We start from the raw sequence: 14021 nt of genomic DNA on the forward strand, positions 1-14021 counted from the left end.
CCGCGGGTCGACGAGGCGCAGAACGAAGTCAGTCAAAAGATTTCCTACGATAACCATCAAAGCAGAGAAGAAGAGAAGAAGAGAATGCCCAGGATCGTGGGCGTGTCACGGGCAAGAATCGACTGGAACGCCAGCGTTCCGAGGCCCGGCCACGCGAAGACGGTTTCGACAAGCACCGCCCCGGAGATCACGGCGCTGAACTGAAGTCCCGCAAGTGTGATGACCGGCGAAAGTGCGTTTTTGAGCGCATGCTTGTAGACCACTTCGCGTTCGGTCAGCCCTTTGGCCTTGGCGGTGCGAACGTAGTCCGACCCCAGTGTTTCCATCATCGAGGCCCGCGAAAGGCGCGAATAGAGCGCAAGGAAGATCGAGCTCAGCGTTATGGTCGGCAGAACCATGTGACGCATGATATCCAGCGCCCGAACTGCAAAGCCTCCTTCAAGCGTGACATCCCGCATGCCTGCCACGGGAAACCACTGAATCTTTAGGGAAAATCCGATAAGCAGCAGAATACCGGTCCAGAACACCGGGGCGGAATAGCCGAATAGCGCAATGAAAGTCACAAAATGTGAAAGAATGCCGTTGGGGCGACGCGCGGAAATGACCCCCAGAACCACGCCGATAAACATGGCAAAAATCTGTGCGGTGAAGACCAGCAACAGCGTTGCGGGCAGCCGCTGCAGGATAAGGGAGGTCACAGGCTGATTGTAATAAAAGGAATAGCCAAGATCAAAGCGCAATACACGGCCCAAGTAACTTCCGAGTTGAACCAGAAAGGACTTGTCCAGTCCGTAATCGGCGCGGATCTGGGCCATCGTTTCCTCGTCGGCGCCGCCCATTGATTGGGCGATGGTGTCGGCCACGTCGCCGGGCGCGAGATGCATCATCGTGAAGTTCAGCACCAGGACGGCGAGGAGCAACAAGATGGCATAAAATATCCGAGTTGTCGTGACGTGCAACGCGTTCATTGTGAGCACCTTTCAGCCGAGGGCCTGCAAAATAAGCGCCCGCGACCGCAAGGGCCGCAGGCGGATACATCAGTCTTTCAGATAGATTTTATCCATCGGCGAACTGGAGGCCCAGATGCCTTGCGGCGGGTTGCCGACCTTGTTGGAATACACGCTATGCTGAGGTACGGCATTGATGAAATAGATCGGCACTTCCTCGGCCACGATCTCCTGGAACTCGGAATAGAGCGCCTTGCGTTTTTCAGCGTCCATCTCTGTCGCGGCGGCGGCGAGAATTTCGTCGACGCGCGCGTTCGCGTATCCTTGGGTATTTGACCAGACACCCTTGCCGATGTTCGAGCTCAGGTAGGTGCGGTTCACGCCAATCACCGGGTCACCCCAATTGTAGACGCTATCCATGGAGAGATCGAATTCCATGTTGCCCATGACCCGAGCCCAGGTTGGAAAGTCCGGATGCGCGCGCACGGTGACATCAATGCCAACCTTGGAGAGGGCTGCCTTTATGTATTCGGTCTGGGCTTTATAACCGGGGAAACCGGGCAGTTCGATGTTCAGTTCGAACCGCTTACCATTTTCAAGCGGGAAACCGGCTTCGTCCAGCAGGGCGTTGGCCTTGTCCAGATCAACTTCATAGGCTTCCACCTCAGGGTTGTAGAGAGGACTGTCGGGATGGATACCGGTTTTCGCCTCGACTGCGGTACCCCGCATCAGGGCCTTGAGAATGAAGTTCTTGTCTATCGCATAAGCAATGGCTTGACGTACTCTTACATCTTGCAGCGGTCCACGGGTGGTATTCATCGCAAGCCAGTCAATCGCGCCGATGCCGCCGTACCCCTCTTTGGTCACCGTCAGATTCTCGTCGGATTGAAGGCGGTTTATGGTCGTGGGCTCCATCTCGAAGGTGGACAGCTGAATTTCACCGTTCTGCAACGCGATCGCGCGGGCCGAACTGTCGTTGATGATGCGCGCCACGATCCGGTCCAGATAAGGCAGCCCCTCTTCCCAATACCCATCATAGCGTTCGAGGATGACGTGCTCGCCAGGCTTGAATTCAACAAGTTTGAAAGGTCCGGATCCCACGACATCCTGATTGTTGCGTGGATGATTTTTGGGGTCCTGCCCGTCGCCATAGATATGTTTGGGGATGATCGCCATCAACTGGCCGGACATTGCCAGCATCAACGCCGGGTGCGGAGAAGTCAGGTTCAGCACAGCGGTGTGCTCGTCCGGTGTATCGACGCTTTCGACCGGCGCGAACATCGATTTGAAAGGGTGATATTTCTTGATGACATCCACCGAAAAAGCAACATCTTCAGAGGTGATCGGCACACCGTCATGGAACGTTGCGTTTTCCTGCAGATGCAGTGTGACCTTCAGCCCATCATCGCTGACTTCCCAGCTTTTGGCGAGATAGGGCTTTGGTGTCCAATCTTCGTCATATCGAAGCGGCGAGGCGAAGAGTTGGGAACCCGGCATGCCGGTCGCAGTTCCGGATTGCACCGCAGGGTTCAAGACCCGAGGTGTCCCTCCGGGCAACGCAACCACCAGCGTTCCGCCAGCCTTTGGTGTGTCCTGCGCCCAACCCGTGCCAGCGGCGCAAACCGCGATCAGAGTTGCAGCTACCAGGTTTTTGGTACTGTGTTTCACGTTCCGGTCTCCCTGTTGATGACCATTTGCAAGTGCCGCAGTTTTGTTGCGGTCGGGTGGTTTCGCAAAGCTTAGCGCAGGCTTCTTCCATCAAAAAGTTGATAAATTAGTCCGACATCCACCAAAAAACACAGGAATCCTCCTTTCACTCGACTACAAGATGTGAGAATGCGCCTTTTTCTCGCAATTCCAGACAGTTATCGATAAACGCCATGATCATTCCCGGAATGCCTGCAGTGTCGTTTATGGCAATACCAAAGGGTGCCGCTTGTACGTTGTCTGAAATGGGAACAATGCGATAACCAGATTCGGCCTCACGGTAGTCGAGAGGGCGGATATTGAGCAGGGAGACACCAAAGCCGCCTGCGACTAGGGCCCGCAGTATTTCTGACGAACGGGTCGAGTGAACGACGACTGGATTATACCCAGCCTTCTGAAACATATCGGCAAAGTAATCGCGTGCACCCGGCAAGTCGAGCATTACGAGCGGCTTCTCGGACAGCTCGGCCAGCGTCGTCCGGCCCGCAGAAGCGATTGAATCGTCGCTCGGCACGATAGCATAAGGCGGAGCTGAAAACAGCGGATAGAAACGATGCTTTGCATCCCTGAAATGATCATACGTGAAGGCCAGGTCGGCCTCCCCCTCGTTAACGAAGTCGACGATCATCTTGAGCGAACCCTCCAAAACCGTGATTGACAATTCGGGGAAGCGTTCGGTGACACTGCGTAAGATTATTGGTAAAAACGAAGGTGCAGCCGTTGCATAGCAAGCAATACGGATCGTACCGCGAGCTGTGCCGGCAACAGATTGAATTTCTGTTTGGAAATTCCGTGCCTGTTGCAGAAAACGCCGGATCAGCGCAAGCGATTGTACACCCTGTGGTGTAGGCCGAATTCCTTTTGAGGGTGTCCGGATGAAAAGATTAAAGCCCAAGCCAGTTTCAAGCACTTCGATGGCGGCTGCAATCGAGCTCTGCGAAATAGACATTTCAGCGGCAGCGCGCGCAATCGACCCGAGTCGGCCGGCAGCCTCAACGTACCGCAGTTGCTTGAGTGTGAAGTTCTGCATCGCCACCATTCCATCATCTAATAGCGCTTATCCCTTAGTTATATCTATTTTCCTGACGAATGAAATCTTCCTAGGTTCCTTGCAGGCGCTTGAGCGACGGACAGGATAAAAAATGAAGACTACAATCTATTCAGCCCAAAAAGTCATTACAATGAATCCGAACCAGCCCGAGGTCAGTCACGTCGCGGTTCGCGACGGTCGGATCCTGGGTGCGGGAACGCTTGAAGACCTGGCGGGTTGGGGACCCTACGAACTGGATGATCGCTTTGCAGACAAAGTGCTGATGCCGGGCCTGATAGAAGGTCATGCGCACAGCATGGAAGGCGCATTATGGAATTTTACCTATGTTGGGTGGTTCGACCGCATGGACCCCGACGGCAAGGTTTGGGACGGGCTGAAAACCGTGGACGAGGCGGTGGCACGGTTGAAAGAAGCTGCGTCGGCCATGGAAGACCCAGACCGGCCTTTGTTGGGGTGGGGTTTCGATCCGATATACATGGCCAATGTACGCATGACGAGGGCCGACCTGGACCGTGTCTCGGACACACGGCCTATTGGCGTGTTACATGCCTCTGGACACATCCTGAACGTCAACACCAAAGGGCTGGATCTGGCAGGTCTTTTGAAGCCAGGCAACACGCACCCTGGCATTCCCCTGGGTGAGGACGGTTTTCCGACCGGCGAGCTCAAGAGCCCTGAGATAATGATGCCCGCGGGCCAGCATGTCGGAATGGACCGGGCGTTCCTGTCCGCAGATCCAGAAGCCCTGCAGAACTATGCAAGACTTTGCGTGCGATCGGGCGTAACGACGTCCTCGGACCTTGGCCAGCAGCTTGATGACGATCTCGTCGAGATGTTTTCCGAAGTGACCGGAGCAGGTGACTATCCCGTCTGTTTGGTCCCTTTTCGCATTAACATGGGTCTATCGCCAAAGGAGTTGGTAGAATACACGGCTTCATTGCGCGAACGCAGTACAGAACGGCTGGAACTTGGCCGGATCAAGGTAATTGCGGACGGCTCAATTCAGGGGTTTTCAGCTCGTATGCGCTGGCCCGGCTATTACAATGGCGCCGAAAACGGCTTGTGGTACATTGCCCCGGACCAATTGGCCGAAATCTATGAACGCGCACTGGAGGCCGGTGTGCAGGTTCACACGCACACAAACGGCGATGAGGCCACCCAACTGGCGATCGAGACAATGGAGACATCGCTGCGAAAGCACCCGGATTTCGATCATCGGTTCACTTTGCAGCATTGCCAACTCGCCTCGGCGGCCCAGTTTCGCAAGATGGCAAGACTGGGAATGTGTGTGAATCTGTTCGCCAACCATCATTTCTATTGGGGAGACGAACATTACGCATTGACCGTCGGCCCCGAACGCGCCCAAAGCATGAACGCCTGCCACACAGCCCTGGCCGAAGGGGTGCCGATGACGATCCACTCTGACGCGCCGGTGACTCCTCTCGGGCCGATCTTCACCGCCTGGGCCGCAGTCAACCGGCGCACCGCCTCGGGGCGCGTTCAAGGTGAAAACGAACGGATCACTGTCTTACAGGCGCTGCACGCTGTTACACTGGGTGCCGCGATTACAATGAAGATGGACCATCAAATCGGCTCGATCGAGATCGGGAAACGCGCTGATTTCGCAGTGCTTGAAAGCGACCCGACCACAGTTGCCCCCGAGGCGCTAAAGGATATTCCCGTCTGGGGTACGGTTCAGGGAGGGCGAATCTTTGAGGCCGCGTCAATATGATGGACCTGCCGGTTTCGGTCATAGGCGGTTATCTCGGTGCGGGAAAAACGACACTGATCAATCACTTGTTACGTCATAACGAGGGCCAGCGTCTGGCGGTGCTGGTCAACGAGTTTGGCGAACTTCCGATCGATGCCGATCTGATCGAGTCCACCGGAGACGGCCTGATCGCCATCTCCGGTGGGTGTGTGTGCTGCGCTTTTGGAAGCGATCTGATTGGTGCGTTGGCCGATATACAAAACATGTCCCCCCGTCCCGACCACATATTGATCGAAGCGTCCGGCGTCGCCCTGCCCGCGTCCATCGCCACGAGTGTCGGCATGATCGAAGGCTTGAGACCGGACGCGATACTGGTACTGGCGGACGCCGAACAGATCCGCAAGAACGCGAGCAATAGTTATCTGGCCGATACAATCGAACGACAACTGAACCAGGCCGACATACTTCTGTTGACAAAGGCCGACCTCGTGGCGGCGCAACAGTTGAAAACCGTGCGCGACTGGCTGAGCGAAAAGTTCCCAGGAAAGCGCATTCTGCCGGTTACCTCCGGCAAAATTCCCATTTCGGCAGCCCTGGGCGCCCTACCCTTCCCGGCTCGCAGGGCTGCTGGCGCTGAAACGGGACATGGTCGCTTCCATAGCCTTGTATTGCGGTCCAGGCATCGCATAGATGCCGAAGTCCTCGGCGCCGCGTTGGCCGACGATCCCGGCGTGGACCGGGCCAAAGGGTTCGTTGCGACGGCAACCGGTATGGCATTGATCCACGTTGTCGGGAACCGTTACAGTATCGAAGACGTGCAGGAAGATCACAATACCGGCGTGATCTGTATCGGGCTGAAAGACCAGTTCGACCAGGATAGGATACAGCGCATTTTCGAGACGTCAGAAATGCGCTGCCAGTAAGACAGCGCTATAGCAGGTGTGGATACTTCCGTTTATGCAATCGTGTTAACGCTTTAAACATGCGATCGGGTGCGTTCATGTGCCCGTCTCAATTGTGCGACGCTTCACATGAGCTATGTTGCAGTGGTCAAGAATTTACCGGGACTCACCCTTCCCGATGAAAACGGTCAGACGCGCGTCACAAGCTCGGGAGGACAACCCCATCGGAGGGCAGGTCACTTCCAGGGACAATCATGGCCAAACTGTCCAGACGCATCATCGATGCGCTGCGCCCCGAGGACCGGGATTTCTTTGTCTGGGACAGCCAGATTTCCGGGTTCGGAGTGCGGGTGATGTCTTCGAGGGCCAAGGTCTTGGCCGAGGTGGAACGCGATGGCAGCGAAGCTCCCTATATCGTCACGGCATTCCGGTTGCTGATCCCGACCGGCTGCCGCCTTGGCGAAATTCAAACCCTGAAATGGAAATATATCGCAACGGACGGGATGGAACGGCCCGACAGCAGACCTTAGGCCAAAGCGGCCCTTCTCCGTTCCATATGAAGGATCTCTTTCTGAGGTGAGCCAAGTTGGCGGTGCATCAGATCCTGTCTACTCTTTCACTCTCATTGACCGAGGAACTCCTCCATCCGCTCGCGGGCGCGGGCTGGAACGCCATCGGGAATGGGCGCTTCCGCAACCTCTCCCACATCGACAATCATAACCATTCCCATCCCGTAGTGCGGAGAGCACTTGATGCCATAGCGACCTTCAATACCGAAGGTCACCGAGATTTTTTCGTCGATCCCACCGATGAAGCGTTCCGCTCCTTCCGGTAGCATCTCGGGGATTGACGCAGCGTTGTGACCTCCCTGGACAGGCAGGAAACGCACCGTGTCGCCGGGCGCAATCTCCAGATAAGGGGGATCGTAAATCATGGCTCCTGCTTCGCTGCGGGTAAGCATAGCGACATCATGGGTTTCGGCATATGCCGTCATCGGCATTAGGGCGAGCAGCCAGGCGAGTGTGCGCATAGGGCGATTCTTTACAGTGCATGTGAAAAATGGAGGCGCGGCGCCCCATCGGGTGCCGTGGCGCTCTTTGCTGCTACGCCGAAAACCCGGGCGAGCAGATCCTCGTGCAAGACATTGGCAGGCGGCCCAGCGGCAATTAGCCGGCCCTTGTGCAGGACCCCAACCCGGTCGCAGGTCATAGCTTGGTTCAGATCGTGCAGCGCGATGACCCGAGTGAGGGGCAGGTCACGGACCAACGCCATGAGTGAAAGTTGATGACGGATGTCCAGGTGGTTCGTCGGCTCGTCGAGAAGAAGGAGGTCCGGCGCCTGAGCAAGCGCGCGGGCGATATGGACACGTTGCCGCTCGCCCCCCGAGAGAGTATGCCAGAGGCGATCGGCGAAAGCATCCATTTCCACGGACGAAAGGGCATTCTCGACCGCCGCCTGATCGTCGGCCCCCCATCGACGTAGCGGCGAAAGATAGGGCGTACGTCCCAGTTCCACCGCCTCCCGAACGGTCAGACGGTCCGTCGTGTCGGCCTGCTGCTCGACAAAAGCGATGCGGCAGGCACGCAGCCTGGCGGGCATTTGTCCAAGATCGGTGTCGTCGGCGATGACACGGCCCAGGATCGGGCGGCGCAATCCGGCAAGGCAGCGCATCAATGTAGACTTCCCCGATCCGTTGGGTCCGACGAGGCCGAATAGCTCCCCGCTCTCGATATGGAGCGACACATCCGTCAGGAGCGGGGTGCGGTGAACTCGCGCCGACAGGGCCTGTACGTCGATCTTCATCGCCGCGCCCCACCCCGCACGAGGATCAGCGCGAAGGCCGGCGCTCCGACCAAGGCGGTCACCACCCCGATCGGCAGAACCTGCCCCGGCACCAAAATCCGGCTGATCACGTCGGCTGCAACAAGAAATACCGCTCCCGCCAACGCCGAGGCAGGGACCAGACGGTCGTGGCGCGTGCCCACGAGAAAACGCATGGCGTGGGGCACAACAAGACCCACAAAACCGATAGCACCGACCTTCGATACCAGAACACCGACCATTATCGCTGTCGCAGTGATAAGACTGCCGCGCAGGGCCTGCACGTTGATACCGAGTGAGGCCGCGCCATCAGCGCCGAAGGTAAAAGCGTCGAGCCCGCGTCGGTACCACAGGCACAAAGCGACCCCCGCAAGGGAAACGCCAGCACAGGCCCACACATCCTCCCACCGGACGCCTGAAAGATTGCCCATCAGCCAGAACATGATGCCCCTCGCTTGCTCGGCATTGGCCGAACGGGCGATTGTGAAAGCCGTCAGTGCATTGAACATTTGCGACCCAGCGATCCCGGCGAGAATGATTGCGGCCGCCGCCTGCGTGGCCCGACCGCCCCCCGCGGCTCCGTTGACGGCATGGGCGAGCGCGACAACGCAACCGAAGGCCAGAAGGGCCCCCGTCAGCGCACCCAGCGACATGGAGATTGCGCCCCCCCCCACGCCTGCGACCGTAACCAGCACGGCCCCTGTCGAGGCACCTGCCGAGAGGCCCATGAGGTAGGGGTCGGCCAGGGGATTGCGCAGAAGCGCCTGCAGGACCACACCTGTCAGTGCCAGTCCCGCGCCACTGCAGGCTGCGATGATGGCGCGGGGTAGCCGGTAGCTCCAGATGATCCCCGCCTCGATCCCGTCCACAGGGTAGCCCGCCCCCCAAAGGTGGTTTGCAAGCGTTTGCAATACCGTGAGGAATGGCAATCGGGTCTCGCCGATTGCTGTCCCCGCCATGATCGCCGCCGCCAAAAGGAGAGGCGACAACCAAAGGCCACGCCCCGCTACGAGCCGCACAGGCGCGGCTGCCATCTTCATTCGAAGGACATCTCCGAAAGCGCATCCGACAAAGTTTCGAGGCCGTAGATCGACCGCATGGTTGCGCTCATCGCGTGGGCGTCCATCTGCACAATCCGTCCTTCGCGCACGGCTGTCATTTGGCTGGCGACAGGATCGGTGCGTAGGAACGCGATCTTCTTTTCGACATCGTCCGCAGGGAAACGGCGACGGTCCATGTACGCGATGACGATCACATCAGGATCAGCGCGGGAGATGCTCTCCCACCCGACCGTCGGCCATTCCTCGTCGGATTCGATGACGTTCTCGATCCCGAGTTTCGCCATCATGTAGCCCGGCGCACCGAGCCGCCCGGCGACGTAGGGGTCGATCTCAAGATCCGCCGAAGAGAACCAGAACACGGCCGACAGATCGTCCGGTAAATCGAGTGCTTCCGCGCGGGCGACCGCATCGCTCTCGGTGTTTTGCAGCTCCGCGACCAATTCCTTGCCCGCCGCCTGAACGTCGAAGATCGCCGCGAGTTCTCGAATGCCCTTGTAGACAGAGTCTGTCTCAAACGCTCCGGTTCGCGTGCCGTCGCCGCCAGTGGAGTTGTCCTTGGTGTCGCAATCCGCGGGAAGGATGTAGGTCGGAATGCCCACGTCGCGGAACATCTCGCGCGTGCCCACGATGCCGCTCTCCCCCACATGCCATTCGTATTGAACCGCGACCAATCCGGGTTTTTTTCCGACCACACTCTCGAAACTGGGATCGTTGTCAGAAATCCGTTCAATGCCCTCGTTCACCTCGGCATATTCCGGCAGAACCGGATTGAACCAGACAGAAGTGCCGACGACCTTTGGCGCGAGACCCAATGAATATAGGATCTCAGTTGCGGATTGGCCGATGGTCACGGCGCTGTCGGGAGCAACGTCGAAGGTGGTCTCGACACCGCAATTTGTCAGGGTAAAGGGGTAATCCGTTTCTTGCGCTTGTACTTGTAGTGGCATCGCTGTGCCGACCAGAAACGTGGTGGCGACTATGGTCTGTCTCATCTGTCTCGTCCCGTCAGATAGGACCTTCGGGGACGAAACGCGAAACAGCGTGCGACCGGGGCCGCATGAGGTTTCTCGCCCCGGCACTCCCCGTCCGGTCGTGGTTTCGCTCGCGTCGGCAGGTCTCCTGACTGGCGGGTCATCGCACATCTCGCCTTCCCGGGTATTCCCAGTGGCATGTTGAGAAGCGCTCGCCGCTTACAGTTGCGGGGGCAGTTCCGTTTCCCAACCTAAGCTGGAACGGATTCCCTTTTCATTCCCGAAGGAAACCGACACCAAGATCATTGGCAGGATTTTCCATCGACGGCAAGCCCCGTCTGAAGGTTGCTCGGTCGAGCGCGGCATTTCCGCCAAAGCCGCCGATTGCGTACCCTGCAGCATTCAGGCCCCAGACCCATTAATCGACTTGAAGCGCTGGTGCCCAGGCCGGAAAAGCGCCTTGGCTTTCGAAAGAAACGCCGCGCAGATGAGCAAACGGAGCGGCCTCAAACCGTGACAGGGCCAAATTCCGGCTGTCTTAATCCCATTGACAGGGACGACCCCGTCACCGACGTCTTGGCACGAAGAATTTTGCAAAAGCAATACTTTCAATATAACTTTATGGTGCAGCAATAGGATGCATCATGAAACTGACCAGCTATACCAACTATGCGTTGCGATCTTTGCAACTTGCAGCGCTCAAGTCTCCCGACCTTGTCCGCGTGGACGATGTGGCCAAGATCCATAGTCTCTCTCGCCCCCACATAACGAAGATCGTGCACGAGCTAGGCAGGGCCGGCTATCTTGAGACTGTTCGAGGGCGCGGTGGTGGCTTTCGTCTTGCGCGCCCGCCCGAAGACATCATCGTTGGCGACGTAGTGCGGATTACAGAGGGGTCTCTTGAAGTCGTCGAGTGCTTCAACCCCAGGAACAACACCTGTCCGCTGATGGGGATCTGTATCTTGTCGAGGAAAATGCAGGAAGCCATAGCGGCTTTCATGGCCGTATTGGACGCTCTTACGATAGCCAATATTGCCGCAAACCGCGGGCAACTGATGGAGCGGATCGCCCCGTTGGAGATGCCAAGGACGGAGACGACCGCCCGATGACCAATGCGCAAGAATGGGTAGAGCGTTTCCCGGGCCTTTCTCGTCTGGAGCCATCAATAAAACAGCTCTTGCTCTCCCGGAGTGCCATCATTGAGGTTCCTAAAGGGGCGACAATCTTTGGCCCCGGAAACTCACCCGAAAATATGCTGTTTCTATTGGATGGGACGGTAGCGGTGCGACAGGTGTCTGATACCGGGCATGAAATTGTACTCTATCGCATTCACGCCGGGCAAAGCTGTGTTCTGACAACAGCCTGCCTTCTGGCATACGAAAACTATTCAGCGGAAGGCATTTCAGAAACACCCACCCAAGCCGCTGCCGTCCCGCGTGACGTTTTTGATGACCTTGTCGCGCAGTCGAAATCCTTTCGAAACTTTGTGTTTGCTGCATTTTCCAAACGCATAACCGACTTGTTTTTGATGATTGACGAGGTCGCCTTCCAAAGGCTGGACGTCCGACTTGCGGACAAATTGCTCAGGCTTTCAAATGGCCAGGATTTGGTCGCAACAACACACCAGAAACTCTCAGTGGAACTTGGAACGGCGCGCGAAGTGGTCTCGCGCCAGCTTCAAGAGTTCCAACGCCGAGGATGGATAGAACAGGCCCGTGGCAGCGTGAGTCTGCTTGACCGGGCCCAGCTTGCAGTGCTGGCCGACCATAACACATGAACAATTTCAACATTTGGTGACATTGTCACCAACGATTGCAGCTCAAAGGTCTATGTCCGGTATAGCTTTTGATAGGAGACAAAAAATGACTGCGAATCTTGGCACAATAGATCGGATTTTCCGCCTCGCGCTTGGCATCGCCTTGCTGGCCGCACCGTTCGTAAGCGGCCTGGCGATATTTGAATCCAGCACCGCTACGATGGTTTCCGTCATCGCGGGCATCGTAATGGTTGCGACATCGGCCATGAAGTTCTGCCCACTTTACCGCATCTTTGGCATCCGGACCTGTAAAGTATGATTGAGACCGCCTTTACCCCATTTCAATCGCTTGGTGGCGGTGCGTTGATCGGCCTGGCCTCAGTTCTGCTTATGGCAACCATTGGACGTGTCATGGGAGCTACGGGTATTCTTGCTGGGCTGATGCAGCCAGCAAACTTTTCGGACTGGGCCTGGCGTGCCGCCGTGTTGGCCGGCATGATCAGCGGCCCCATTGCGGTCCTGCTCATCACCGGCAAGCTTCCAGCAGTGCAGGTGCCGATCTCAACGACGATGCTCGTCATCGGTGGCTTTATTGTTGGCATCGGCGTGACATTCGGGTCGGGCTGCACGTCGGGCCACGGCGTCTGCGGAATGGCCAGGCTATCGCCCCGGTCTATCGCCGCAACGATCACCTTTATGCTCACAACCGGCATCACAGTCTTTGTGGTCCGACACATACTAGGGGCATAATCGATGCGTATACTTACCATATACCTCATTGGTCTGGTTTTCGGTGTCGGCATTTCCATTTCCGGGATGGCAAATCCAGCAAAAGTACTGAACTTTTTTGATGTTGCCGGGACGTGGGATCCGAGCCTTGCCTATGTAATGGGAGGCGCTCTTATCGTGACCTTCATCGGTTATCGCTATGTGTTAAAGCGCCCTGCCCCATTTCTTTCGGCAAGCTTTCAGTTACCCACACGCCGCGACCTCGATCTGCCTTTGATCGGCGGTTCCGCCGCCTTCGGTGTTGGCTGGGGCATCGCCGGTTTTTGCCCGGGTGGTGCACTGCCTGCTCTGGGTACAGGCCAAGCCGAAGTTTTTATCTTCGTAGCCGCTCTGTTGGGCGGAATTATCGCGGCCAAACTGCTGCAAGCGGCAATCTCTAACCGGGCATCGCCCAAGCCTAATCAACTCGAGGAAAACACATGACCTATCCTGTCGATATGTCCGTCAAACCTGAGATTTCAGCCCATTTCGACGACGCAACCAACACGATCACCTATATCGTAAAAGACCCGAACAGTGATCATTGCGCCATTATCGATAGCGTTATGGATATCGACTATGCTGCGGGACGGATCACTTATGACGCGGCCGACGCTCTGATAGCAGAAATACAAAGCCGCGGCCTTACGCTGGACTGGATCATTGAAACGCATGTGCACGCCGATCACCTGAGCGCTGCACCCTACCTCCAGCAGAAACTGGGCGGGAAAATTGGCGTCGGCGAAAAGATCATGGTCGTTCAAGAGACTTTTGGCAAAGTGTTCAACGAGGGGACCGAATTTCAGCGCGACGGATCGCAGTTCGATGCGCTGTTCAAAGATGGTGACACCTACATGATCGGAACAATGCAAGCCTTTGCGATGTACACCCCCGGTCACACGCCCGCATGTATGGTCCATGTTGTCGGGAACGCCGCCTTCGCAGGCGATACGCTGTTCATGCCTGATGGCGGCTCTGCGCGTGCCGACTTCCCCGGTGGTGACGCTGGCGTGCTTTACGACAGCATCCAGAAGGTTCTGTCGCTACCGGACGAGATGCGTCTGTTTATGTGTCACGACTACGGCCCGAACGGACGCGCGATTGAATGGGAAACCACAGTGGCTGAGCAGAAGGCCGACAACATCCACGTCGGTGGCGGCAAGTCCCGCGACGACTTTATCAAATTCCGCACGGAACGTGACGCGCAACTTGCAATGCCGAGACTGATCATGCCGTCTTTGCAGGTAAATATGCGTGCCGGAGAGGTTCCGACCGACCAGGACGGCAACCCAATGTTGAAAGTGCCGATCAACGCCATCTGATCAG

The 14021-nt window shown here is 57.1% G+C and carries 16 protein-coding genes and 1 riboswitch; of the genes, 9 read left to right on the forward strand and 7 right to left on the reverse strand.

Annotated elements, in window-relative coordinates:
* Window positions 1-56 precede the first annotated feature (56 nt).
* From NANH_RS26940 to NANH_RS26945, 3 genes are all read right to left on the reverse strand, one after another.
* On the reverse strand, window positions 57-968 hold the full coding sequence (locus NANH_RS26940) for an ABC transporter permease (protein ID WP_245601498.1): 912 nt from the start codon (window positions 966-968) through the stop codon (window positions 57-59).
* A 69-nt stretch (window positions 969-1037) separates the two neighbouring features.
* Window positions 1038-2615 carry an ABC transporter substrate-binding protein gene (locus NANH_RS0122290; RefSeq protein WP_027264029.1) on the reverse strand — a complete coding sequence of 526 codons (1578 nt, stop codon included), beginning with the start codon at window positions 2613-2615 and terminating at the stop codon, window positions 1038-1040.
* A gap of 145 nt (window positions 2616-2760) precedes the next feature.
* Window positions 2761-3684, reverse strand: a complete 924-nt coding sequence (locus NANH_RS26945; RefSeq protein ID WP_161631381.1) for a LysR family transcriptional regulator — start codon at window positions 3682-3684, stop codon at window positions 2761-2763.
* Window positions 3685-3796: 112 nt separating this feature from the next.
* Between NANH_RS26945 and NANH_RS0122300 the strand changes: the two genes are divergently transcribed.
* From NANH_RS0122300 to NANH_RS29455, 3 genes are all read left to right on the forward strand, one after another.
* The gene (locus tag NANH_RS0122300) at window positions 3797-5437 is read left to right on the forward strand and encodes an amidohydrolase (RefSeq protein ID WP_027264030.1); all 1641 of its coding nucleotides are present in this window, start codon (window positions 3797-3799) and stop codon (window positions 5435-5437) included.
* Complete coding sequence (locus NANH_RS26950; protein ID WP_081710515.1) at window positions 5434-6339, forward strand: CobW family GTP-binding protein; 906 nt, start codon at window positions 5434-5436, stop codon at window positions 6337-6339. The genes NANH_RS0122300 and NANH_RS26950 overlap by 4 nt, the downstream gene beginning before the upstream one ends.
* Before the next feature lie 233 nt (window positions 6340-6572).
* The gene (locus tag NANH_RS29455) at window positions 6573-6848 is read left to right on the forward strand and encodes a site-specific integrase (RefSeq protein WP_027264031.1); all 276 of its coding nucleotides are present in this window, start codon (window positions 6573-6575) and stop codon (window positions 6846-6848) included.
* A 92-nt stretch (window positions 6849-6940) separates the two neighbouring features.
* Here NANH_RS29455 and NANH_RS0122315 read toward each other — a convergent pair whose 3' ends face one another.
* From NANH_RS0122315 to NANH_RS0122330, 4 genes are read right to left on the reverse strand one after another with little or no spacing between them, the layout of a single operon-like run.
* Window positions 6941-7348, reverse strand: coding sequence for a pseudoazurin (locus NANH_RS0122315; RefSeq protein ID WP_027264032.1), 408 nt, complete (start codon window positions 7346-7348; stop codon window positions 6941-6943).
* 11 nt (window positions 7349-7359) lie between these two features.
* The gene (locus NANH_RS0122320) at window positions 7360-8121 is read right to left on the reverse strand and encodes an ABC transporter ATP-binding protein (RefSeq protein ID WP_027264033.1); all 762 of its coding nucleotides are present in this window, start codon (window positions 8119-8121) and stop codon (window positions 7360-7362) included.
* Complete coding sequence (locus NANH_RS0122325; protein WP_211237107.1) at window positions 8118-9179, reverse strand: FecCD family ABC transporter permease; 1062 nt, start codon at window positions 9177-9179, stop codon at window positions 8118-8120. Before NANH_RS0122325 ends, NANH_RS0122320 begins: the two co-directional genes overlap by 4 nt.
* Entirely contained in the window at window positions 9176-10192 is a 1017-nt protein-coding gene (locus NANH_RS0122330; RefSeq protein WP_081710516.1) for an ABC transporter substrate-binding protein, read from the reverse strand. Before NANH_RS0122330 ends, NANH_RS0122325 begins: the two co-directional genes overlap by 4 nt.
* Window positions 10193-10292: 100 nt before the next feature.
* Window positions 10293-10481: riboswitch (cobalamin riboswitch) on the reverse strand.
* A gap of 334 nt (window positions 10482-10815) precedes the next feature.
* On the opposite strand from NANH_RS0122330, the gene NANH_RS0122335 reads away from it, so the two are divergent.
* From NANH_RS0122335 to NANH_RS0122360, 6 genes are all read left to right on the forward strand, one after another.
* Window positions 10816-11280 (forward strand): RrF2 family transcriptional regulator, encoded by a 465-nt coding sequence (locus NANH_RS0122335; RefSeq protein WP_027264036.1) that lies wholly within the window; start codon window positions 10816-10818, stop codon window positions 11278-11280.
* Entirely contained in the window at window positions 11277-11948 is a 672-nt protein-coding gene (locus tag NANH_RS0122340; RefSeq protein ID WP_027264037.1) for a Crp/Fnr family transcriptional regulator, read from the forward strand. The genes NANH_RS0122335 and NANH_RS0122340 overlap by 4 nt, the downstream gene beginning before the upstream one ends.
* Before the next feature lie 85 nt (window positions 11949-12033).
* Window positions 12034-12246: a YgaP family membrane protein gene (locus NANH_RS0122345; protein ID WP_027264038.1), complete on the forward strand. Its 213-nt coding sequence runs from the start codon at window positions 12034-12036 to the stop codon at window positions 12244-12246.
* On the forward strand, window positions 12243-12677 hold the full coding sequence (locus NANH_RS0122350; RefSeq protein ID WP_027264039.1) for a YeeE/YedE family protein: 435 nt from the start codon (window positions 12243-12245) through the stop codon (window positions 12675-12677). The genes NANH_RS0122345 and NANH_RS0122350 overlap by 4 nt, the downstream gene beginning before the upstream one ends.
* 3 nt (window positions 12678-12680) lie before the next feature.
* Complete coding sequence (locus NANH_RS0122355) at window positions 12681-13139, forward strand: DUF6691 family protein (RefSeq protein ID WP_027264040.1); 459 nt, start codon at window positions 12681-12683, stop codon at window positions 13137-13139.
* Window positions 13136-14017 carry an MBL fold metallo-hydrolase gene (locus NANH_RS0122360; RefSeq protein WP_036050239.1) on the forward strand — a complete coding sequence of 294 codons (882 nt, stop codon included), beginning with the start codon at window positions 13136-13138 and terminating at the stop codon, window positions 14015-14017. The genes NANH_RS0122355 and NANH_RS0122360 overlap by 4 nt, the downstream gene beginning before the upstream one ends.
* Window positions 14018-14021 lie beyond the last annotated feature (4 nt).

This window comes from Sedimentitalea nanhaiensis DSM 24252 (genome assembly GCF_000473225.1).
Classification (GTDB): Bacteria; Pseudomonadota; Alphaproteobacteria; order Rhodobacterales; family Rhodobacteraceae; genus Sedimentitalea; species Sedimentitalea nanhaiensis.

Coding starts and splice junctions, on each gene's coding strand:
- NANH_RS0122315 (WP_027264032.1), bottom strand. CDS start 7,348: ATGCGCACACTCGCCTGGCTGCTCGCCCTAATGCCGATGACGGCATAT.
- NANH_RS0122320 (WP_027264033.1), bottom strand. CDS start 8,121: ATGAAGATCGACGTACAGGCCCTGTCGGCGCGAGTTCACCGCACCCCG.
- NANH_RS0122335 (WP_027264036.1), top strand. CDS start 10,816: ATGAAACTGACCAGCTATACCAACTATGCGTTGCGATCTTTGCAACTT.
- NANH_RS26945 (WP_161631381.1), bottom strand. CDS start 3,684: ATGCAGAACTTCACACTCAAGCAACTGCGGTACGTTGAGGCTGCCGGC.
- NANH_RS0122355 (WP_027264040.1), top strand. CDS start 12,681: ATGCGTATACTTACCATATACCTCATTGGTCTGGTTTTCGGTGTCGGC.
- NANH_RS29455 (WP_027264031.1), top strand. CDS start 6,573: ATGGCCAAACTGTCCAGACGCATCATCGATGCGCTGCGCCCCGAGGAC.
- NANH_RS0122330 (WP_081710516.1), bottom strand. CDS start 10,192: ATGAGACAGACCATAGTCGCCACCACGTTTCTGGTCGGCACAGCGATG.
- NANH_RS0122345 (WP_027264038.1), top strand. CDS start 12,034: ATGACTGCGAATCTTGGCACAATAGATCGGATTTTCCGCCTCGCGCTT.
- NANH_RS26950 (WP_081710515.1), top strand. CDS start 5,434: ATGATGGACCTGCCGGTTTCGGTCATAGGCGGTTATCTCGGTGCGGGA.
- NANH_RS0122340 (WP_027264037.1), top strand. CDS start 11,277: ATGACCAATGCGCAAGAATGGGTAGAGCGTTTCCCGGGCCTTTCTCGT.
- NANH_RS0122325 (WP_211237107.1), bottom strand. CDS start 9,179: ATGAAGATGGCAGCCGCGCCTGTGCGGCTCGTAGCGGGGCGTGGCCTT.
- NANH_RS26940 (WP_245601498.1), bottom strand. CDS start 968: ATGAACGCGTTGCACGTCACGACAACTCGGATATTTTATGCCATCTTG.
- NANH_RS0122350 (WP_027264039.1), top strand. CDS start 12,243: ATGATTGAGACCGCCTTTACCCCATTTCAATCGCTTGGTGGCGGTGCG.
- NANH_RS0122360 (WP_036050239.1), top strand. CDS start 13,136: ATGACCTATCCTGTCGATATGTCCGTCAAACCTGAGATTTCAGCCCAT.
- NANH_RS0122300 (WP_027264030.1), top strand. CDS start 3,797: ATGAAGACTACAATCTATTCAGCCCAAAAAGTCATTACAATGAATCCG.